Annotated in this window: 13 protein-coding genes; 1 reads left to right on the forward strand and 12 read right to left on the reverse strand. The window is 72.8% G+C overall.

Annotation, left to right across the window (positions count from 1 at the left end; all coding sequences use genetic code 11):
• Both OG700_RS26985 and OG700_RS26990 read right to left on the reverse strand, forming a co-directional pair.
• On the reverse strand, positions 1-3,396 hold the full coding sequence (locus OG700_RS26985) for an FtsX-like permease family protein (protein ID WP_405617884.1): 3,396 nt from the start codon (positions 3,394-3,396) through the stop codon (positions 1-3).
• A gap of 215 nt (positions 3,397-3,611) precedes the next feature.
• On the reverse strand, positions 3,612-4,010 hold the full coding sequence (locus tag OG700_RS26990) for a globin (protein WP_405617886.1): 399 nt from the start codon (positions 4,008-4,010) through the stop codon (positions 3,612-3,614).
• 290 nt (positions 4,011-4,300) lie between these two features.
• Here OG700_RS26990 and OG700_RS26995 point away from each other — a divergent pair, with 290 nt between their 5' ends.
• Positions 4,301-5,320, forward strand: coding sequence for a methyltransferase domain-containing protein (locus OG700_RS26995; protein WP_405617888.1), 1,020 nt, complete (start codon positions 4,301-4,303; stop codon positions 5,318-5,320).
• 20 nt (positions 5,321-5,340) lie between these two features.
• Here the strand turns inward: OG700_RS26995 and OG700_RS27000 are convergent, their stop codons facing one another.
• From OG700_RS27000 to OG700_RS27045, 10 genes are all read right to left on the reverse strand, one after another.
• On the reverse strand, positions 5,341-6,573 hold the full coding sequence (locus OG700_RS27000) for an FHA domain-containing protein (protein WP_405617891.1): 1,233 nt from the start codon (positions 6,571-6,573) through the stop codon (positions 5,341-5,343).
• Between the two features lie 66 nt (positions 6,574-6,639).
• A complete protein-coding gene (locus OG700_RS27005; RefSeq protein ID WP_405617893.1) occupies positions 6,640-8,004 on the reverse strand; it encodes a vWA domain-containing protein in 1,365 nt (454 codons plus the stop codon).
• 166 nt (positions 8,005-8,170) lie between these two features.
• On the reverse strand, positions 8,171-9,628 hold the full coding sequence (locus OG700_RS27010) for a PP2C family serine/threonine-protein phosphatase (RefSeq protein WP_405617896.1): 1,458 nt from the start codon (positions 9,626-9,628) through the stop codon (positions 8,171-8,173).
• A gap of 4 nt (positions 9,629-9,632) precedes the next feature.
• The gene (locus OG700_RS27015; RefSeq protein WP_405617898.1) at positions 9,633-12,569 is read right to left on the reverse strand and encodes a tetratricopeptide repeat protein; all 2,937 of its coding nucleotides are present in this window, start codon (positions 12,567-12,569) and stop codon (positions 9,633-9,635) included.
• 82 nt (positions 12,570-12,651) lie between these two features.
• A complete protein-coding gene (locus OG700_RS27020) occupies positions 12,652-13,980 on the reverse strand; it encodes a hypothetical protein (protein ID WP_405617900.1) in 1,329 nt (442 codons plus the stop codon).
• Between the two features lie 130 nt (positions 13,981-14,110).
• On the reverse strand, positions 14,111-15,190 hold the full coding sequence (locus OG700_RS27025; RefSeq protein WP_405617902.1) for a glutamate ABC transporter substrate-binding protein: 1,080 nt from the start codon (positions 15,188-15,190) through the stop codon (positions 14,111-14,113).
• A gap of 11 nt (positions 15,191-15,201) precedes the next feature.
• Positions 15,202-16,605, reverse strand: coding sequence for a hypothetical protein (locus OG700_RS27030; RefSeq protein WP_405617905.1), 1,404 nt, complete (start codon positions 16,603-16,605; stop codon positions 15,202-15,204).
• 286 nt (positions 16,606-16,891) lie between these two features.
• Positions 16,892-17,896: an N-acetylglucosamine kinase gene (locus OG700_RS27035; protein ID WP_405617907.1), complete on the reverse strand. Its 1,005-nt coding sequence runs from the start codon at positions 17,894-17,896 to the stop codon at positions 16,892-16,894.
• The gene (locus OG700_RS27040) at positions 17,893-19,167 is read right to left on the reverse strand and encodes a 6-phospho-beta-glucosidase (RefSeq protein WP_405617909.1); all 1,275 of its coding nucleotides are present in this window, start codon (positions 19,165-19,167) and stop codon (positions 17,893-17,895) included. Before OG700_RS27040 ends, OG700_RS27035 begins: the two co-directional genes overlap by 4 nt.
• Positions 19,168-19,171: 4 nt before the next feature.
• Positions 19,172-20,080 (reverse strand): carbohydrate ABC transporter permease, encoded by a 909-nt coding sequence (locus OG700_RS27045; RefSeq protein ID WP_405617911.1) that lies wholly within the window; start codon positions 20,078-20,080, stop codon positions 19,172-19,174.

Genomic DNA, 20,080 nt, shown 5'->3' on the forward strand with positions numbered 1-20,080 from the left:
TCAGTTGCCTCCCCGTTCGCGCAGCGTGAACGCCGGGTCCGTGCGGTGCAGGGCGAGGGACGCGACCATCAGCAGGGGCAGCGCGGACACCCCCGCCAGCAGCGCCGCGACCTGCCCGGTCGGCAGGTCGACCAGGACGCCCGGCACCGGCTGCGTCGCCTGGCCCGTCAGGACGACCAGGGGCACGACCGCCCTGGTGAGTACGGCGCCGAGGGCGAGGCCGATCAGGAGCGCGACCGTGAGCAGCAGGCCCTGTTCGGTGGCTATCAGCCGGGCGAGTTGCCGGCGTGGTGTGCCCAACGCCCTCAACAGGGCGAATTCAGCGGCCCGTTCACGCCGCGACCCCACCGTGCTCACCGCGAAGCCGACCGCCGCGAGCGCCGCCGCCGCGACGGCCGCCGCCATCAGCGCGGACTGCGGACCCACCCCCAGCGGATCGCCCAGCAGCTCGTCCGCGGTCTCGTCGCGTACCAGGACCTGCGCCGGGTCGACGTCGGACCGGTTCCGCAGCGCCTCGGCGATCCCCGGCGTGTCGCCCGGTGCCGCGCTCAACCACCACTCCGTGGGGGGCAGCGACGCGTCCCGCCGGTCGGCCAGCACCTGGTTGACGGCGCGCAGATCGACCAGCAGCCCGCCGCCGTCGCCGGTACGCCCGCCGTCCGCGGTCTCGGCCGCGGCCCGCGCGCTCAGGGCGCCGGGCCCGGTGGTGGGCAGTTGGCCGATCGCGCGCACGATCTTCACCCGGAGCCGTTCGCCCGAGATCTGCACGTCCACGCTCTGCCCGGTCTTCGCCCCGGCGGCGCGCAGGAAGCCGTCGGTGGCGATGGCCGGCAGCACGGCGGGCGGCTCGGCGCGCGGCACCCCCACATGGACGTTGATGTTCCGCATCGCGTCGATGTGGTTCCCGGGCTGCGGGCCGACCCCCGTCTCGTACGACAGGGACAGCGGCGCCGCCGCCGACACGGTCGGCTTCAGCGGCACGTCCGGGTCCACCTCGCCGTCCAGCGACCCGAGGAGCGCCGCCCGCCAGTCGAAGTCGGCCGCGACGTCGACCGGACGCGTGGTGCCTTCGGCGTCCAGTGACTGGAGCGCGTCGACACTGAGCCGGTGGGTCTCGCTCCTGCCCTGCGGGGCGGTCGATTCGAGCTCCAGGCCGGTCAGGGCGAGCGGCTGCGCCGGGGTGAGCGGCGTGTTCGCGGCCTCGGGGCCGGGCACGGTGTTCGCCGCGCCGGTCAGATCGAGCGTGACGGTGTGCGGGCGGCCGTCGACGGGCACCTCGCCCGCGAGCACGCGGTAGGCGATGCCGTAACGGTCCTCCACGATCACCGTGGTGAACGGGGCGTCTCCGGACGGCGACACCCCGCCGTCCGCCCCGGTGTCGGTCAGCCGCAGCGTCATCCGCAACTGCCGGGTGCCGTCGGGCAGCGGGACGCCCGGCCGCCCCGCACTCGGCGGCTTCACCGCCTCCAGCAGCCGGGCGGCGCCCCCGTCGCCGGACAGCCCGGACATGTCGTCACGCAGCAGCATCCGCTCGTCGGCCTGCGTGGTGTCCAGCGCCAGGACGGTCGCCGTCCGGTCCGCCGACAGCTCGGCACTGGCACGGTGCGCGGGGGCCGCCGCGCGTACCCCCGGCAGCGCGGCGTAGATCCCCGCCTGCCCGGGATCCCCGGGCCGGTTCGCCGACACCCGCAGCGAGGCGCCGGTCCTGAAGTCCGCCTGGTCCTCCTGCGAACGGTCCCACGACGCGCTCTGCCCGATCGCCAGCATCCCCATCGCCACGGCCAGCACCAGCAGCAGCACCGGACCCGCGCCGCGCAGCGGCCGGCGGCTGAACTGCCAGCCGGCCAGCGCCGACGACAGCCCCGCCCCGCTCGCCGCCCGCCGTTCGGCCAGGCGCGCCACGGGCGGCAGCAGGCGCAGGGTCAGTACGGTGCCCGCGAGCAGCGCCAGCGCGGGAGCGGCGACCAGCAGCGGATCGACCCCCAGCTCGCCCCGGGTGTCACCGCTGAGCGCACCACTGCCCGAGGTGGCCGTCTGCCGGTCCAGCTGCCAGTACGCCACGGCGGCGACCACCAGCAGCCCCACGTCGGCGCCCGCGCGCACCGGGCCGGGCAGCGGTCCCGCCCTGCCGCGCCGCAGCCGGGTCACACCGGCCGAGGCGAGGGCGGGCGCCACGACGGCGGCGGCGCACGCCAGCGCGACCCCGCCGCCGGTCAGCCACACCTGGGCGGTGGAGGTGTCGCCGAGCCGCAGCCCGATCCCGGTGAGCGCGTCGCTGTCGGCGAGCAGCCGGGTCAGCGGCCCCGCGAGCAGCGGCGCGCACAGCGCGGCGGGCAGCGCCAGCAGCAGCGCCTCGACGGTGGCGAGCCAGACGATCCGGCGCCGTGAGCCGCCGCGCGCCCGCAGAAGATCACTCTCGCCGGTCCGCTCGGTGCTCAGCAGCCGGGCGACCAGCAGCAGGGCGTAACCCGCGAGCAGCACGAGCTGGACGGTGACGATCAGCAGCGTGGAGCGGGACACGAGCAGCGCGCGTTCGGTCCGGTCGAGCACACCCGGCAGCGCGGTCCGCCCGGTCACACCGTCGGCGAAGACCGGCTGCGCGGCGAGGGACTTGGGCCCGCGCTCGGCGCTCGCGCGCAGCGAGTCGATCCGGCCGGTGGTGATGTCCCGGAAGTCGGCGGCGGCCAGCCAGGACAGGTCGCCCGCCCGGAGGCGCCCGGAGTCGAAGAGGGCGGGGTCGGTGAGCAGCGGGCCGTAGGTGGTGAAGGTGACCGTCTGGACGCCGTGGCCGCCGAGGGTGTCCAACTGCCAGTACGGATCGGTGAGATCGGCCGGCCGGTAGATACCCGTGACGCGGATCGTGAGGGGTTTGTCGTCCAGCCGGTCGGCCAGGGTGAGCCGCGTCCCCGCCTTGAGCCCGAGCTGGTTCGCCGCCCCTTCGGGGAACGCCGCCTGCACCGGGTCCGCGCCGGAGGAGTCCGCGGGCCACTCCCCGGCCACCAGCCGCACGCGCGAGCGGTCGAGCGCCGCGAAGTGCGTGAGGTCGGGATCTCCCTCGCGGGCGGCGGGCGGCTGAAGACCGCGGGGGAGCGCGTACGACCCCGAGCGCTCCAGCTTCCGTACGGTGACCGGCAGCCCGTCGAACGACTCCCGCGCGACCTTGGACGCGGCCTCGTTCGCGGCTTCCCGGTCGCTCGGCGGGACCTGCGCGGTGATCACGAGCGCCGCCGCGGTGGCCTCCCGGCCCTGGAGCGTGTGACGGAGCGCGGCGTCCCCGATGGAGCCGGAGAACGCGGTGAGGGCGGACAGCACGGAGGTCGTCAGCAGTACGGCGAGGAAGGCCGCGGCGAGCAGCAGCCGATGCGCCCGCACGCGCAGCAACACGAATCCGGTCACGCGTCCCCCGCCGATCCGTCGTCCTCCCCCGAAATCCCCCGGAGTCTCGGATACTTTCAGAGGGGAGCCGCCCGTGGAAACCGCTTACGGGCGTACTTTGATCTGATCGTGACCGTTGTCCGGAACAGGAGTTCCGCATTCCGGGGCGGGTGACGGGGTGCGTGACGGGGCGTGGCGACCGGTCGCCACGCCCTCGGAGGGTCGGCGGACGGCGCTCAGCTGTTGATCATCGAGGCGGCGGCGTACGTCATGTAGTTCCAGAGCTGATGCTCGTGCTCCTCGGAGAGCCCCAGCTCGTCGATGGCCACCCGCATGTGCCGCAGCCACGCGTCGTGCGCGGCCCGGTCGACGGTGAACGGCGCGTGACGCATCCGCAGCCGGGGATGGCCCCGGTTGTCGCTGTACGTGCGCGGACCGCCCCAGTACTGGATCAGGAACAGCGTGAACCGCTCCTCGGCGGGACCCAGATCCTCCTCCGGATACATCGGCCGGAGCAGCGGATCCTCGGCGACCCCCTGGTAGAAGCGGTGGACCAGGCGCCGGAAGGTCTCCTCGCCGCCGACCTGCTCGTAGAAGGTCTGCTCCGAAAGCGTGCCGCGCGGAATCTCGTTCACCCTTCCATGGTCTCAGACCCACCGGCCGAGTACTTGAGGTCTAGGGCCTCTCGTTTGGATCTTGCCGGGCTCGCGGTCCCTGGCACCGCGCCTCGCCGCGTTGACGGCGGAAGGGCAGGCACGGCTCCCGCCATGGCTCCCTTGTCCGGCTCGCGATCCACGGCACCAGACCCCGCTCCCTCATCCGGCCTGATCCAAACGAAAGACCCTACGACCTGGCCGGCGGATCTCCGGGGGTCCGGGTGCGGGTACTGCTCGCTTCCGCGCCCGTGACACAGGACAGTGGAGTCATGGGCGTTCACCGCGAGCACCGCGAGGCGTACGGGCCGGGCGACGATGCCACAAGCACCGCCGCCGCCGAGGCGCGTGCCGCCATGGTGCGGGGCATGGCGGACGACGGGGTGCTCGACGACCCGGCCTGGCGCGCGGCGTTCGACGAGGTGCCGCGCCATCTGTTCGTCCCGTACTACTTCGTCGGCAGACCCGGCGGCCACGACCGGCTGTGGTGCGACGACCCCGACCCGGTCGGACGGCTGCGCTGGCTGCGCGGCGCGTACGCGGACGCGGCGCTGGCCACCCGCGTACGGGACGGTGAACTGATCTCCTCCAGCAGCCAGCCCTCCCTGATGGCCCGGATGCTCGCGGAGCTGGACGTACGCGACGGGCAGAGCGTCCTGGAGATCGGCGCGGGCACCGGCTACAACGCGGGGCTCCTCGCGCACCGGCTGGGCGACGAGCGCGTGACGACCGTCGATCTGGATCCGGAGATCACCGAGTCCGCCCGTACCCATCTCGCCACCGCCGGATACCGGCCCGCGGTCGTCACGGGCGACGGCGCGACCGGCTGCCGGCGGCGGGCGCCCTTCGACCGGATCATCGCGACGTGCACGCTGCCCGCGGTGCCGTCCGGCTGGCTGGCGCAGTGCGCGGACGGGGCGCGGATCCTGGCGCCGCTGGCCACCGGGCTGATCGCGCTGGACGTCGCCGACGACCCGCACGGCCGTTACGCGGAGGGGCACTTCCTGCACACGTCCGCCTTCTTCGTCCCGCTGCGGGGCGGCTCGCGGGAGCCGGGGCTGCCCGTTCTCCAGCGGATCGGCGGGCTGCCCAGGCGGGCGCTGGAGAACGATCTCTTCCGCTTCATGCTCTCGCTGACGGCGGGCAGCCTGGATCCGCACGAGGCCCTCTCCCTCTGGGAGCGCGAGGGGCGCCCGCAGCGGGAGAGGTTCGGCATCACGGTCGGCCCGGACCGGCAGTGGGCCTGGCTGGACGACCCCTCGGGGCCGTACGCCTGGTCGCTGACGACCTGACCGACTTCCGGTGTTCTCTGTCAGCCCCGGCGGATCGTGATCGTCGTCCAGGCACCGACGTGCACGCGGTCGCCGTCCTTGAGCGGGACGGGGACATACGGCTGGATCGGGTCCTCGCCGCCGTTCATCGTCGTGCCGTTGGTGGAATTCTGATCGACCACCGCCCAGCTGCCGTCCGGCTGCTGAACCAGGACCGCGTGCTGGTGCGAAACGCCCGGGTCCTCCGGCGGGACGGACAGGTCGACATCGGGGGACTCGCCGGTGGAGTGGCGCCGGCGGCCGATGGTGATCTGGTTCCCGGTCATCGGAAGGTGCTGTTCCGGTGAGTACGCGGGCAGGTTGAGGCCCGTCGCCTCGGGGCCGCTGCGCTGCATCATCGCCATGAAGTAGTCACGGTCCGGTGCGACGACCGCCGTCCAGTTGCCCGGCGGCTGGTACTGGTGCGGCGGCGGCTGCTGGTGCTGCTGCATCGGGTCGTGCTGCTGCTGAGGCGGCGGCGGTCCCTGCTGGAACTGCTGCGGGGGCGCCGGAGCCTGCGCGTGCGAGGGCGGCGGCAGCACCCAGTCGTCGCCACCGGTCTGCTGCGGCGGGGCCGGCGGCCCCGACTGCTGGAACGAGGGGGGCGACGGCGGGCCTTGCTGCTGCTGGTACGGCGGGGGCGGCGGCGGTCCCTGCTGGCCGAGAGGTCCAGGAGGCGCGGGAGGGCCGGGGGGTCCGGGCGGTCCGCCGGGCGGTCCGGGGGGTCCGCCGAGTGGTCCGGGGGGTCCGGGCGGTCCCTGCTGCTCGGGAGACAGCGGCTCGGCGGGCCGGTTCAGCTGCGAGGGGCGCGAGCCCTGGTAGTCGTACGGATCCGGCGGCCGGGGCGGCCCCTGCTGGGCCTGGAAGCCCGGCGGCAGGTTCAGCCCGGGAGGCGGCGGCCCACCAGGCCCACCAGGCCCACCGGGACCACCAGGCCCACCGGGCTGCTGGTGCTGCGGTGCCAGCGGCGTGTACGAGGTCGCCGTGTTCGTGAGGAAGTTCCACCGGCACTCCTCGCAGAACAGGGCGTTGCCCTCGCGCGGAGTGCGGCACTGCGGGCACAGCTCCGCCTGAGCCGTCACGTTCGGGTCCTGCGGATAGCCGTAACCGGGCGCGGGCGGTGGTGGGGGAGGCGGCATCGAGCCGGCGGGTGCGCCGGCTCCGGCCATGCGATGGCCGCAGACCTCGCACCAGTCGTCGGAACCCGACTGGTGTCCGTTCGGGCAAGTCGGCATGTCGGCGCTTCCCCCTCTCCTCGTCCGGCCCGCAGGCCGCTGTTGATCGCTGTGTGGCGCTGATCGCTACTTCTTGACGCGAACGGTTTTCGTCGAGCGAGTTTCCAGTGTCATCTCGTCCGCGTCCGCGACCTTCGCTTTCAGTCGCACAGTACCCGTCGCCGCGTCGACCACGTCCACCACCTTCGAAAGCAGTTTCGCCGTATCCGCGTTCCCCGAGTCCGACGCGAGCTGTACCGCGCGGCCCAGTTTGGCGGTCGCGCCGTCGAAGTCCCCCGACTTACGGGCCTCCAGGCCCTGTTGGATCACCTGCGCCAGTTCGGCCTGGCCGGTGTAGTGCGCGACCTGCGGATTGATGGACGTCGACGCCACCATGTCGTCGGTCCACACCGCCCGTACCAGCCCTTGGGACAGCACCTGCGACGTGCCGTCGGCGGCGGGGAGGATCAGCGAGACCCTGGCCGCCAGCATCTCCTGGCCGACGCCCGCCTCCGGGACCTGGACACATACGTGGTAGTCACGCGACTCGTCGCCCCAGGAGCCGGTCGGGTAGTCCCCGGCACGGGGGTTGGCGTCCGTACGCCGCTCGGTCAGCTCCTCGACCGTCGGCGCCACCTGCTTGACGAATTTGATCTCCACGCCGACGGGTGTCCAGAGCCGCAGGGCGACGTCCGCGACCTCCTTGCCCATCGCGTTCTCCATCATCTCGGTGAAGTCGGCGGCCAGGCCCGAGGGATCGGCGACGATGTCCGCCGTGCCGAGCATCGCCGAGGCGATGCCTGTGACTTCTTTCACCACCCAGTCCGTGCCGACACCGCGGGCGTCACAGGTGAACCGGCCCGCGACGGCGTCGAGCGAGGCACGCAGATCCTCCGGGGTCTCGTGCTCGTTACGGCCGTCGGTGAGCAGGATGCCGTGCCTGATCGACACATCGGCCGAGGCCAGCAGCCGGTCCGTGAGCCGCAGCCAGGTGCCGATGGCCGTACCGCCGCCGGCGCTCAGTCTGCGCAGGGCGTTCTTGGCCTCCGCTCGGGTGCCGGCGTCCGCGACCGCGAGTCCGCCGCCGCCCGGATAGACCTCCTTGGCCACATGTGTGCCGGCCACCACCGCGAAGGCGACACCGTCGCGCAGGGTGTCGACGGCGGCGGACGTGGCATCACGCGCGTTGCGCATCTTCGTCGGCGGGTAGTCCATCGATCCCGAGCAGTCGACCATGATCACCACGGCCGCGTTCGGGCCGCCCTGGCCCGGCGCCGGCGGTGTTGTCGGGGTGGGGGGCGCCGCCGCGAGCGGTCCCCGGCCGGTCGTACCACCCCCGGTGGACGTGACCGTCACGATCGCGTTGACCTCGCGCCCGCCCTCCGGCAGGTACTCGTTCTGGTACACCTCGACGGAGAACTGCGGCACGGTCGACTTGGAGAAGTTCGCCATCTGTATCGGCTCCTTGACGCTCCACTGGCAGAAAAATCAAAAGACGTTGAGAAGGACAGCGGGGCAACGGGCGGGTGTGCTCCCGGGTTTGAACCGGGTGCCGGTCCGCACCGCCGCTCCGGCCTTGCGGTCCTGGCAGTGGGGTGCTCAGGCCGGGCCAAAGGGTTCAGGCCCGGTTCGATCCTGCCCCTTGCTGCGGTACGGCGAACGGCAGCAGGGCCACTGTTACGTTGTCGTGGCCCCCACCGTCGAGCGCGTGGCCGACCAGCACCTGGGCGCCGCGCAGCGGCCGTCGGGCGGCGTCGGGCGGCAGGACCCGGGCCATCTCCTGTGGACTCTCCGCGTAGTTCCACAGGCCGTCCGTGCACACCACCACGACACCGGGGCGGTCCGGTTTGAACGACGCCGTGTGCGGTTCGAGTTCGTAGGCGTCGGCGCCGAGCCAGCCGGTGATGGCGTGGGCCCGCTCGTCCGCGTACGCCTCCGCCTCGTTCATCAGGCCCGCGGCGACCATCTGGGCGGCCCAGGAGTCGTCCTCGGTGAGCCGGGCGGGTGGCCCGGTGCGGTCGTCGGGCACCCAGTAGGCGCGGCTGTCGCCGACCCAGCCGATGACCAGCAGCCCGCTCGCCACGACCGCGCCGACGATCGTGCACGCCGGCGCGTTCTGCGCGCGGTGCGCGGACTCGGGCTCGCCGGCCCGACCCGGCCGGGTGGCAAGGAGGTTGACCGCCTCGGCGGCGGCCACGATCGCCTCGTGCATCGCCTGCTGCGGGTGCGTGCCGCGCGGCAACGCCGCCAGCAGCACCTCGTTGGCGGCGACCGAGGCCACCGCCGACGCCTCGTCGGGGCGGGTCGCCGACGACACCCCGTCGCAGACGATCGCGATGACGGCCGGCGAACCGTCCGGCAGGGCGGCCGACGACACGGCGAACGCGTCCTCGTTGCGGTGATGGCGCAGCCCGCGGTCGCTGACCGCCGCCACGGCGTCCAGCTCCTGCTCCAGATGGTCACGCTCGCGCGGCTGGGCGTGACCGCAGTTCTCGCAGTAGCCGTCGGTGTCGACACGGCCCGCGCGACAGGCCACGCAGAGCTTCGTACCGGCCGGGGCGGCGGGCGGCGCCGTGCGCGGGTCGGCCGGTTCGGCCGAGGGGAGGTCGGTGACATGGGGCACCGAGGGCGCGGCCCCGGCGGAGCCCGCCGGTACCGACGCCGGCGCGGGCGCGGGCAGTTCGAAGTCACCAGCGGGTGTCGGTGACGCGGTTGGCGCCGCGGTCGGCGAGGTGGTCGGCGCGGGCCGGTGCCCGCCGGCGGTGTGCCCGGACAGCGGCACCCCGGCCGAGTCGAGGCCCGGCAGCTCGCCGGGCCGCTGGACCGGGGCGGGCGTGCCCGCGCTGCCCCCCTCGGCGGCGGAGGGCCAGTCGACGGCGCCCGGCGGCGCCGCCCCCGGGGCGGCCCCTGCCTGCGCCGGTGCGCCGTTCATGAAGATCGTGGGGTGGTCGTCCGGGGGCGGGGGCACGGTCCACAGGTCGTACCCGCACGCCCCGCAGAACAGGTCGCCCGACTCCAGTGGCTCTTCGCAACTGGGACACCGCGAAAGGGCTGGCAGCTGGTGCTTCTGCGACATCAATTCACACCCACGTCCGGGGGCGGAAGCGGTTGGCCCGCTCCACCAGGTCGATCCTCTCCTCGCCACGCTGAGCGAGCCGGGCAAGCACCCGGTACGAGCGTTCCAGTCCCAAGCGCAGACCGCGCTCGTCCAGTTCACTGCCGAGCAGCGTGGTCTGTCCGGGTCGATTCCCTGGACCACCGGAGAGTACCCAGTCCAGAGCCGTGCCCAGAACCTCTGTCGACAACTGCTCGCGCCGCATCGCGTCCAGACCGAAGTGGCCCAGCCGCGAAATCTGGTCGGCCGCCGCCCTCAAGTCGTCGATCAGCGGCGTGTCCGCAGCGGCTTCCGGCGGGGTGAGGGGCGACCGCTCGCGCAGGTCACGGCCGCGCAGCCGCGACCGTACGGCCGCGATCCTGGCCGCCGTGTAGTGGATCGACGCCTCGGGGACCGACTCCAGCGTCCGTACGGCTCCGGTCCGGTCACCCGCCGCGTTCTGCACCCGGGCGAGGCCGAAGGCGGCGCTGACATAGCTCGGGTCCGTCATCCATACGAGGCGGTAGTACTCCGCCGCGTTGTCCAACTGGCCCAGCACCTCGGCGCAGACGCCGAGCGCCAGCTTGGGCGCCGCCTCGCCGGGGAAGGCGTCGTAGATCGCGTCGAAGGAGAGCGCGGCGATCTCGTGCTCACCGGTCGCGAGCGAGGCGATGCCCCGGTACCAGACGACCCGCCAGTCGTCGGCGTGGCGCGCTTCCAGTTCGGACAACGCCTTGGCCGCCGTGGTCAGTTCACCCATCTCCAGCCGGGCGCGCAGCTCGCGCAGCCGGCGCTCGACGGAGTCGGCGGGCGCCGCCGCGAGCGCGGAGATCAGCTCGGCGGGGGCGGACGTCATCAGGCCGGCCAGGAAGCCGGCGTTGGGGTCGTTCGCGTCGACCCGGGGCACCGGCAGCGCCAGCGCGGTGGCGCGGGCGTCGATGTGCGCGAGCCGGGCGCCGGTCTCCAGGGATTCGCCGGCGGGTGCGGCGGGGGTGGCGGGTGCGGCGCCCGGTGCGGTGCGAGGCGCCGGGACAGCGCCCTGAGTCGCGCCCAGGGTCGCGCCCTGACCGCCGTTTCCGGAAGGGAGTTGGGGCTGCGCCCCGAAGGCGGACGGTGGCGGGGGCGGCTGGATCGCCGGGTGGCCGGGCGGCGGCGTGGTGCCGCCGCCGGCGGCGCCGATCGCGGGCCTGTTCGCCACGCCTCCGATCCCGCCAGCGTTCGCCACGCCTCCGATCCCGCCAGCGTTCGCCACGCCTCCGATCCCGCCAGCGTTCGCCACGCCTCCGATCCCGCCAGCGTTCGCGGCGCCGATCCCGCCACCGATCGCGCCACGGTTCGCGGCGCCGTTCGCGCTCCCCGCGGCCTTGTCGCGGCGCCCGAGCAGACCCGTGCGCTCCGGCTCGGGGCGGAGCCCCAGCCGTGACACCTCCTGCGAGGTGTCGGCGAACAACCGCGTGTCCGTGACGCGCAGTTCCGTACCGAACTGCGTCGAGAGCGCCGGCCGCGGCCGCCCCGTCTGCAACGCCACGACCTCCCGCAGCACACCGGTCAACTGCTCGGCCATCTCCTGCGCCGAGGCGAACCGCCGCGCCGGATCGGGGTCCGTCGCCCGCACCAGCAGCCGGTAGAACGACTCGTACGTCCGGAACACCTCGATGTTGTCCGGGTCCGGCAGCGAGTCCACGAACACGTTCGTGTACCCCTGGAAGTCGAACGTCAGCACCGCGAGGGTGCGCGCCACCGTGTACAGGTCGGAGGCCACCGACGGGCCCACCTCGGCGACTTCCGGCGCCTGGTAGCCGACGGTGCCGTAGATCGCCGACTCGTCGTCGTCCATCCTGCGGACCGCGCCCATGTCGATGAGCTTGAGCTGGTCCTCGGACTGGATCGCGTTGTCGACCTTGAAGTCGCAGTAGAGCAGATTGCGGCTGTGCAGATGCCCCAGGGCCTCCAGCGCCTCGATGCCGTACGCGCACGCCTGCTCGACCGGCAGCGGGTCGCGCTTGCCGTCGGACCCGCGCCGCTCGTTGGCGATCTCCTTGAGCGCCTTGCCGCCCACGTACTCCATGACGATGTAGCCGTCCATGGAGCCGGTCCGCTGGTCGAGATGTTCCACGAAGTTGTAGATGCGGACGATGTTGGAGTGCTCGATCTCCGCGAGGAAGCGCCGCTCGGAGATCGCCGCCTCCATAGCGTCCTGGTCACCCGTGTCGAGCAGGCCCTTGAGGACCACCCACCGGTTGGAGACCGCGCGGTCGACGGCGAGGTAGATCCAGCCCAGACCGCCGTGCGCCAGACAGCCCGCGACCTCGTACTGCCCGTGGACGATGTCACCCTCGCGCAGCTTCGGCATGAATGAGTACGGATGGCCGCACTTGGTGCAGAACCCTTCCGTACGCCCCGGCCGCTCCCCGCGCGAACGGCCCACCGGCGCGCCGCAGTCGGAGCGCGAGCAGTACCGCTTGCGCTCCGGGACCTCCGCGCTCGCCATCACCGCCGAGTGCGGATCGGGCCTCGGCACGTCCGGTACGGAGACGAGGCCCGCGCCCAGCCGGTTGCGCCCCGAGACGCCGCTGGCGGCGCCGGAGCTGCGGACCGAGACCGACCGGCTGGAGAGCCGGCCGGACAGCGACCGCGACAGCCGCCCCGAGACCGAACGCCGCGACGTCGAAGAACGCGACGTCGACGAACGCGACGAGGCCCGCGAGGACGCGCGGGACGAACCGCTGCCCCGGCCACTGCCCTTGCCGCTCGACTTGCTGTCCCTGCCGCCGCCGGTGATCCCGGTGGGCGGGGACGACACCATGCCGGTCGGCGAGACGACCGGGGCCAGACCGCAGTTGTCGCAGTACAGCTCACCGCCGCCCATGTCCTCGTACGACCCCTCGCAACCGGGGCGCTGGCATCTCCTCGTCCCGCTCATCGTTCCCCCCGCTCGCTCACGCTGTTGAGTCTGTTCGGATCGCCGCCCACTGTCCGGCCGGCGCCTGCCCGTCCGTCGATGCTCACGCGTTCCCCCCGCGGTCGGTGGGCCCGGACTGCCGCTGGGCCATCGCGTCGGCCGCCGCCCGCTGGTAGCGCAGCACCGCCTGCTCGGCGACGCGCAGATCGCAGGGCGCGCTCCACAGCATCCGGCGGGCCGCGTCGTAGCGCTCGGTCAGCACCGTGTCCTCGGCGAGCCCGTGCCTGGCGACCTTCGCCTTGTACGCGTCGAGCCTGCCGCGCAGCTCGGCCCGGACCGCGAGCGGGGCCGTGACAGCCGTCAACGACTCGCGGGCCCGGTGCAGTTCGTCCTCGGCCTCGCGCTCCAGGGACTCCAGCAGCGGGGAGAGGCGGTGCCACTGCGCGTGTCTGCGGTATTCGGCGGCCGTCGACAGCCGCTCCTGGAGCGCCGTGGAGGGACCGCTCACCGCGGGCACCTCGGAGGCGGCGATCTTCGCCAGCACCTCGCCGCGGGCCGACCGGGCCTCGGTGAGCGTACGGTCGGCCCGCGACAGCACGTCCCGCAGCCGCAGCAGCCGCGTCTCGGAATCCTGGCGCACCGTCAGGACCGCGTCGATCTCCCGGCGTACGTCCTCCAGCGCGCGGGCCGCCCGGTCGTAGCGCTCGGTGTCGGGCCTGCCGCCGCCGGGCGCCGAACTGCCGTGCACCGGCTGCCAGAAGGCCAGCGGATCGGAGATCACCTGCGCGCGCAGCGTGCCCAGCTCGTCGGTGATCTCCTCCAGGTCGTCACCCGCCGGGTGCTCCCCGGGCCGGACCCCCGCCGAGTGCGCCAGCGAACGGGTGCGGTTCAGCTCGGCGGCGAGCAGGTCTATCCGGGCCGGCAGCGCCGACCAGACGGAGTCCGACGCGACGACCATGTCGAGCGACTGCGCGTACAGCTCGTTCATCCGCGCGACCAGCTCGGCGAGCGTGAACTGCTCGGAGAGTTTGGCCGGTCCCGCGACGGACGGGGTGGCGGTGGCGGAGCCGGCGACCGTGACGCTGCGGCCCCGCAGCTTCTCGGTCAGGTCCACCAGATCCTGCTGGTTGAGCCACCGCAGCCGGGCGCGGGCCTCGCGGGCGCCGCGCAGGGCGGCGGCGTAGGCGTCGAAGTAGCTCCACAGCAGGGTGATCGTCTGCTCGGTGGTGGCCCAGCGGTCCTTGGTGACTCCGGTGAGGCCCGCTCCTTCGAGCAGCCGGCGGCCCGCGTGGTCCTGGAGGGCGAGCAGGGACGTCTCGATCGCCTCGTGCTCCGCGCCGAGGCGCGCGAGGGCACGGTCCGCCTCGTCCCGGTCCATGGCGGGACCGGCCGACTTCCCTGTCGAGCCGGGGAAGGAGCCCGCGTCGCCCATCGATCACCTCTCCGCTCTGCCCTGACCGCTTCCGGCGCCGGTGCCGGCGTCGTTGCGCGATCTTCGGTCCTGGTTCCGACTCTTCGGTGCCTCGGTGCCTCGGTGCCTCGGTGCCTCGGTTCCTGTGTCCTCAGTCCTTGTACTTCGGCTTGGGTGGTGCGGTGATGCCGGGCAGACCGGCCTTCAGCCACTTGTTGTACGACACCATCCAGGGGCTCCTGTCACCGCCCGCGCGGTAGTCCTCCAGGACCTTGTTGACCCGGCGCACCAGGTCGTCGTTGCCCAGTTTGGCCGCGACACCGTAGAACTCCTTGGTGAACGGCTTGCCCACCAGCACGACTGCCGGGTCCTGCGCCGCCTGGCCGGCCGCCAGCGCGTTGTCCGTGACCACCGCGTCGACCTCGCCCATCTGGAGCCGCACCAGGCAGTCCAGTTGGTTCGGCACCGTCAGTTTGTCCTCGTCCCGGTCGCTGCCGTCGTCCTTGTCCTCGAAGGTCGCGCCGTACGACTCCTCGGCCAGCGCGTCGTACGCCGTCGAGCCCTCCGCCGAGCAGACGCGCTTGCCGGACAGCGACTCGTCGTACCCCGTGATGTCCGAGTCCGGGTCCTTGGGCGCGAGCACCTGTTGGCCGGCCTCGAAGTAGGCGGAGGAGAAGGCGACCTGCTCGATCCGCGCGCAGTTGATCGTCATCGTCCGTACGACCAGGTCCACCGTGTCGTTCTCCAGGGCGCCGACGCGCTGGTTGGTGGGGATGGCGCGGAAGATGATGTCGTCGGGGGAGCCGAGGATGTCCTTGGCGATCGCCCGCGCGAGGTCGATGTCGAAGCCCTCGATGGTTTTGGTGGCGGGGTCGCGGTAGCCCCACCGGAAGCTGTTCTGGTCGATGCCGACGATCAGGTCGCCACGGGCCTTGATGCGGTCGATGGTCGGTCCGTCCACCGCGTTGGGCCGCAGACTGCGCTCCGGCTCCTCGCAGTCCGGTGCGGCGGCGGCCCCGGGCGCGGCCTCGGCCGCGATCTTCTGCGGCTCCTGGCCCCCGCCGACCCGGTCGTCGCGCGACAGCGGCAGCAGGGTGAGCGTCGCCGCCAGCGCGACGGCGGCGGCGACCGTGACTCCCGTACGGCGGGCGGCGGGGCGGCGGTCGCCCTCCCGGCGGTACGGCTCGCGCGGCCCGTCCGTGCCGGTCGGGTCCGTGGTGTCGGCTGTCATTCCTCCCCCTGTCACCGGTACTCCGAAAGCCTGCGGTTGATACCCAGGATCGCGCCCACCGCGCCCAGCACAGCCAGCACGAGTGCCCCGATCCACAGCCCGGTCAGCGCGTCCCGGCCGGCCTCGGCCGCGTCGGTGAACTCCACCTGTTCGTGGGCGATCGCCTTGTCCAGCGCGTTGTCCACCCGGTCGAACGACTCGCCCGTCGAACCCTCTTCGCCGATGACCTTCTCCAGCGCGCCGTCGTAGTCACCGGCCTTGTCGGTGTCGTTCGCCGACTTGTGCAGTTTCTGCCACTCGGTGGCCGCCGCGCGGGCCTGGCCGACCGGCAGGGAACCCTCGCTGTCGCCGCCGGCGAGCTTCCGCGCCTTCTCCAGCGCGGCGTCGAGCTGCTTCATGTCGGCCTGGTGGTCCGTCTCGTACTGGTCGCTCTTGCCGTCCTTCGTCAGGACGGCGCCACGGGCGACCAGCGTCAGGTTCTCGTTCGCGCGTGCCTTCAGCGAGCTGATCCGGGCGTCGTTGAGGACCGCCAGCGACTTCTGGCCCTGCGCGTTCGCCTCGTTCAGCTGCGTACGCGCCACTGTGTGGCCCACCGCCAGCCAGAGCAGCACGACCGTGGCGGCGGCTGTCGCGGCCAGCAGGCCGTGGTTGAACACCCTGTTCGTCCGGTGGTAGTTGCGCCGCTGCGCCCAGACCAGGACGCCCAGCGCCACGACCCCGGCGGCGAGGGCCAGGAACGGCCACACCCGCGCGTCCCGCTGGTCCTGATCGAGTCGCGCCGTCTCCGACGCGTACAGCTTCTCGGCCGCCGGCAGGATCTCCTTCGTCATCTGCTGGTTGGCGTAGCGCAGATAGGCGCCGCCCAGCGGGAGTCCCTGCCGGTTGTTGGCCCTCGCCCGCTCGATCAGGCCCGTGTAGAGCGGGAGTTGCCTGTTGAGCGTGGCGATCTGGCGGCGGGACTCGCTGGAACCCTCGGTGTTCGCCGCGGCTCTGACCAGCAGCAGGGACGCGGTCTTGATGTCGTCCTTGTAGCGCTTCCGCACCTTCGCCGGCTCCTGCGCGCCGGCCAGGAAGCCGCTCGCGGCGGCCGTGTCGGCGTCCGCCAGCGAGCGGTAGATGTTCGCCGCGTCCGCGCTCAGCGGCTGGCTGCGGTCGACGACGTCGTGGGCGGCGGCGGACCGGTCGCCGACCTCGAAGGCCGTCACCGCTCCGAACACCACCACCAGCAGAGCCAGTACGGCCCCGATGATCTGGAGCCGGCCCGGCTCCGTCGTCGCCGCCGCGCGCAGCCGCTCCCTGCCCTCGGCCCACGCACCACGCCCCGCTGGTGGCGGCGCGGACGGTGGAGCCGACGGCGCGGGCGTGTGCGTCGGTGCCGGAACAGGCGCTGTGCGCACATTCGGCGGGTATGTCACTCGGCCTCCCCCTCGGTCACTGACGGCGTCGCGCCCCTCGGCGGACTTCAGGGGCCACTCCCGGCCAGCAGTATGGCCGCACGGATCGGTATCCGCACAGGATCTGACTGGATCTTGCGCGGACGGATCCTGCCGGGGCCCGATCTCCCCGCCATGCTCCCCCCATTGAATACGTCAGGAACCTGTGATCGGTTCCCATTCGTGAGGGTTCGATCACGGGGCGCTGACCCGTCCGCGCCGGGCGCGCGCCGAGCCCGCGCCCGGCCCGCGCCCGCTCGTGCCCGCGTCAGGCGTAGTGCGCCCGCAGCCTCGCGTACGACTCCGGCCCGGCCCCGATGTGGTCCAGCCCCAGCAGTCCGGCGCCCAGCACCGGAGGCTCCGTCACCACCCCCACCACGGCCTTCGGCGCGCGGGCCGCCAGCAACTCCCGGATCCCGTCGTCCAGTCGCGGATGCCGGGCCGCCAGCACACTGCCGCCCAGCAGCACCGGGACCTCCTCGTCCAGCAGCCCCAGCCGCTCCAGCGCCACCCCCGCCAGCGCCACGACCTCGGCGGCGAGCCGGTCTACCAGCGACCGGGCCACCGCGTCGCCCGCCGCGCCGGTGGCGAAGAGGACCGGCGCCAGCTCGTGCCTGCGCGCGAACGGGATGTGCCCCAGATGCAGCGCCTCGATCAGCGCGTACACCGAGTCGAGGCCGAAGTGCCCCGGCACCGTACGCATCAGCTCTGTCGGCTCGCCCCGCCCGTCCTCGGCGCGCGCCGCGAACCACAGCGCCTCCTCGGAGAGCCCGGAGCCGCCGCCCCAGTCGCCGGAGATCCGGCCGATGGCGGGGAACCGCGCCGTACGGCCGTCCGGCAGCATGCCCACGCAGTTGATGCCCGCGCCGCACACGACGGCGACTCCGCGCGGTTCGGCGCCGCCGGGCAGCCCGGCACGCAGAATCGCGAAGGTGTCGTTGCGCACCTCGGTGCTGCCGCCCCAGCCGCGCCGCTGCACCGCCGCCGCCAACTCCCGCTCCTCGACCGGGAGATCCGCGTTGGCCAGACACGCGGAGACATGCCCGGCGATCCCCTCCGTAGGCAGGCCCGCGTCGGCCGCCGCGTCGGCGACGATCGCGGCGAGCCGGTCGATCGCCGGCTCCACGCCCACGACCGGCGGCTGGAAGCCGCCGCCGCGCGCCGCGCCGAGCACCTGCCCGTCGGCACCGATCACGGCCACGTCGGTCTTGCTGTTCCCGGCGTCGACGGCCAGGACGCTCCCGCGTCCCGCCGCCGGTCCGGTCCGGCTCATGCCCACGCGAGGTGCTCCCGGTTGTGTGCGATCAGACGGTCGGTCAGGCCCTCGGCGTACTCGTACTGGCCGATCAACGGGTGGGCCAGCAGCGCCTTGTAGACGCGGTCGCGCCCACCGTGCAGCGCCGCGTGGAGCGCCAGATCCTCGTACGCGGTGACGTTCGCGATCAGCCCCGCGTACAGCGGGTCGACCTCGGGCACGGCCAGTGGCGTCGCCCCCGAGGCGTCGACCCTGGCCTGGACCTCGATCACCGCGTCGTCGGCGAGGAACGGCAGCGTGCCGTTGTTGTAGGTGTTGACGACCTGGATGGGGCTGCCGCCGCTTTCCGCGTCGCCCAGCAGCGCGGCGGCCAGATCGACGGCGGCCTCGCTGTAGAAGGCGCCGCCGCGCTTGGCCAGCAGCTCGGGCTTCTCGTCCAGCGCCGGGTCCCCGTACATGGCGAGCAACTGCGCCTCCATCTCGGCCACTTCGGCGGCCCGCGACGGCTTGGTGCCCAGCTCCCGGACGGCCTCGTCGTGCGCGTAGAAGTAGCGCAGGTAGTACGAGGGCACCACGCCGAGGGTGTCCAGCACCCGGCGCGGCAGCCGCAGATCGGCCGCGATCGCGTCGCCGTGCTCGGCGATCAGCTTGGGCAGCACGTTCTCGCCGTCGGGACCGCCGAGCCGTACGCTGCGCTCCCAGGTCAGATGGTTCAGCCCGATGTGCTCCAGGTGGACGTCCGAGGGCGCGACGTCCAGCAGTTTCGCGAACTTCCTCTGGAAGCCGATCGCGACGTTGCACAGCCCGATCGCCTTGTGCCCGGCCTGGAGCAGGGCGCGCGTCACGATTCCCACCGGGTTGGTGAAGTCGATGATCCACGCGTCCGGGTTGGCGCGCCGTACCCGCTCGGCGATGTCCAGCACGACCGGGACCGTACGCAGCGCCTTGGCGAGACCGCCCGCGCCCGTCGTCTCCTGGCCCACGCAGCCGCACTCCAGCGGCCATGTCTCGTCCTGCCGCCGCGCGGCCTGCCCGCCGACGCGCAGTTGGAGCAGTACGGCGTCGGCGCCGGCCACGCCCGCGTCCAGATCGGACGTCGTGACGATCTTTCCGGGGTGCCCCTGCTTGGCGAAGATCCGCCGCGCGAGACCGCCGACCAGCTCCAGCCGGTCGGCCGCCGGGTCGACGAGCACCAGTTCACTGATCGGCAGCGTGTCCCGCAGCCGGGCGAAGCCGTCGATCAACTCAGGTGTATAGGTGGACCCGCCACCCACTACTGCGAGCTTCATTGTTTTAGCCCTTCACTCCGGTCAGTGTGACGCCCTCGACAAATGCCTTCTGTGCGAAGAAGAAGACGACGATCACGGGGGCCATGACCAGAACGGTCGCGGCCATGGTCAGGTTCCAGTCGGTGTGGTGCGCGCCCTTGAAGGACTCCAGTCCGTAACTGAGCGTCCAGGCGGCCGGGTTCTCCGACGCGTAGATCTGTGGGCCGAAGTAGTCGTTCCAGGCGTAGAAGAACTGGAACAGCGCCACGGCGGCGATGCCCGGCTTCGCCATCGGCAGGACGACCCTGATGAGCGTCCGGAACTCGCCGCAGCCGTCGACGCGGGCCGCGTCCAGATACTCGTTGGGGATGGTGAGCAGGAACTGCCTCAGTAGGAAAATGGAGAACGCGTCGCCGAACGCCATCGGGATGATCAGCGGCCAGAGCGTGCCCGACAGGTCGAACTGCTTCGCCCAGAAGAGATACATCGGGATGATGATCACCTGGGGCGGCAGCATCATCATCGAGATGACGAGCATCAGCGACAACCGCCGGCCGCGGAAGCGGAACTTGGCCAGCGCGTACGCCACCGGGATCGAGGAGGCCACCGACAGCAGCGTCCCCAGACCCGCGTAGAGCAGGGTGTTCCTCCACCAGGTCGGAAAGCCCGGTGTGTCGAAGACCTGGGTGTAGTTGCCCCACTCCCAGCTGTTGGGGGTGAGGTCGCGGGTGAGCGCCTGCTGGTCGCTCATCACCGAGGTGAGGAAGAGGAAGACGAACGGCAGCACGAAGAACAGGGCCGCCGCGACACCGAGCGCGTGCACGCCGATCCAGCGCAGGACCGCCTTGCGGCGCGCGGTGCGGGCCGCCGGTGTGAGCGCCCCGTCCGCCGGTCTCACGGGCCGGTCGGGTGCGTCCAGGAGTTGCTGGGACAT

Origin of the sequence: Streptomyces sp. NBC_01508 (assembly GCF_045040315.1) — a bacterium.
Classification (GTDB): domain Bacteria; phylum Actinomycetota; class Actinomycetes; order Streptomycetales; family Streptomycetaceae; genus Streptomyces.

Excerpts from the sequence above, each read along its gene's own strand:
- OG700_RS26995 (WP_405617888.1), top strand. The coding sequence starts at position 4,301 with ATGGGCGTTCACCGCGAGCACCGCGAGGCGTACGGGCCGGGCGACGAT.
- OG700_RS27000 (WP_405617891.1), bottom strand. The coding sequence starts at position 6,573 with ATGCCGACTTGCCCGAACGGACACCAGTCGGGTTCCGACGACTGGTGC.
- OG700_RS27005 (WP_405617893.1), bottom strand. The coding sequence starts at position 8,004 with ATGGCGAACTTCTCCAAGTCGACCGTGCCGCAGTTCTCCGTCGAGGTG.
- OG700_RS27010 (WP_405617896.1), bottom strand. The coding sequence starts at position 9,628 with ATGTCGCAGAAGCACCAGCTGCCAGCCCTTTCGCGGTGTCCCAGTTGC.
- OG700_RS27015 (WP_405617898.1), bottom strand. The coding sequence starts at position 12,569 with ATGAGCGGGACGAGGAGATGCCAGCGCCCCGGTTGCGAGGGGTCGTAC.
- OG700_RS27020 (WP_405617900.1), bottom strand. The coding sequence starts at position 13,980 with ATGGGCGACGCGGGCTCCTTCCCCGGCTCGACAGGGAAGTCGGCCGGT.
- OG700_RS27025 (WP_405617902.1), bottom strand. The coding sequence starts at position 15,190 with ATGACAGCCGACACCACGGACCCGACCGGCACGGACGGGCCGCGCGAG.
- OG700_RS27035 (WP_405617907.1), bottom strand. The coding sequence starts at position 17,896 with ATGAGCCGGACCGGACCGGCGGCGGGACGCGGGAGCGTCCTGGCCGTC.
- OG700_RS27040 (WP_405617909.1), bottom strand. The coding sequence starts at position 19,167 with ATGAAGCTCGCAGTAGTGGGTGGCGGGTCCACCTATACACCTGAGTTG.
- OG700_RS27045 (WP_405617911.1), bottom strand. The coding sequence starts at position 20,080 with ATGTCCCAGCAACTCCTGGACGCACCCGACCGGCCCGTGAGACCGGCG.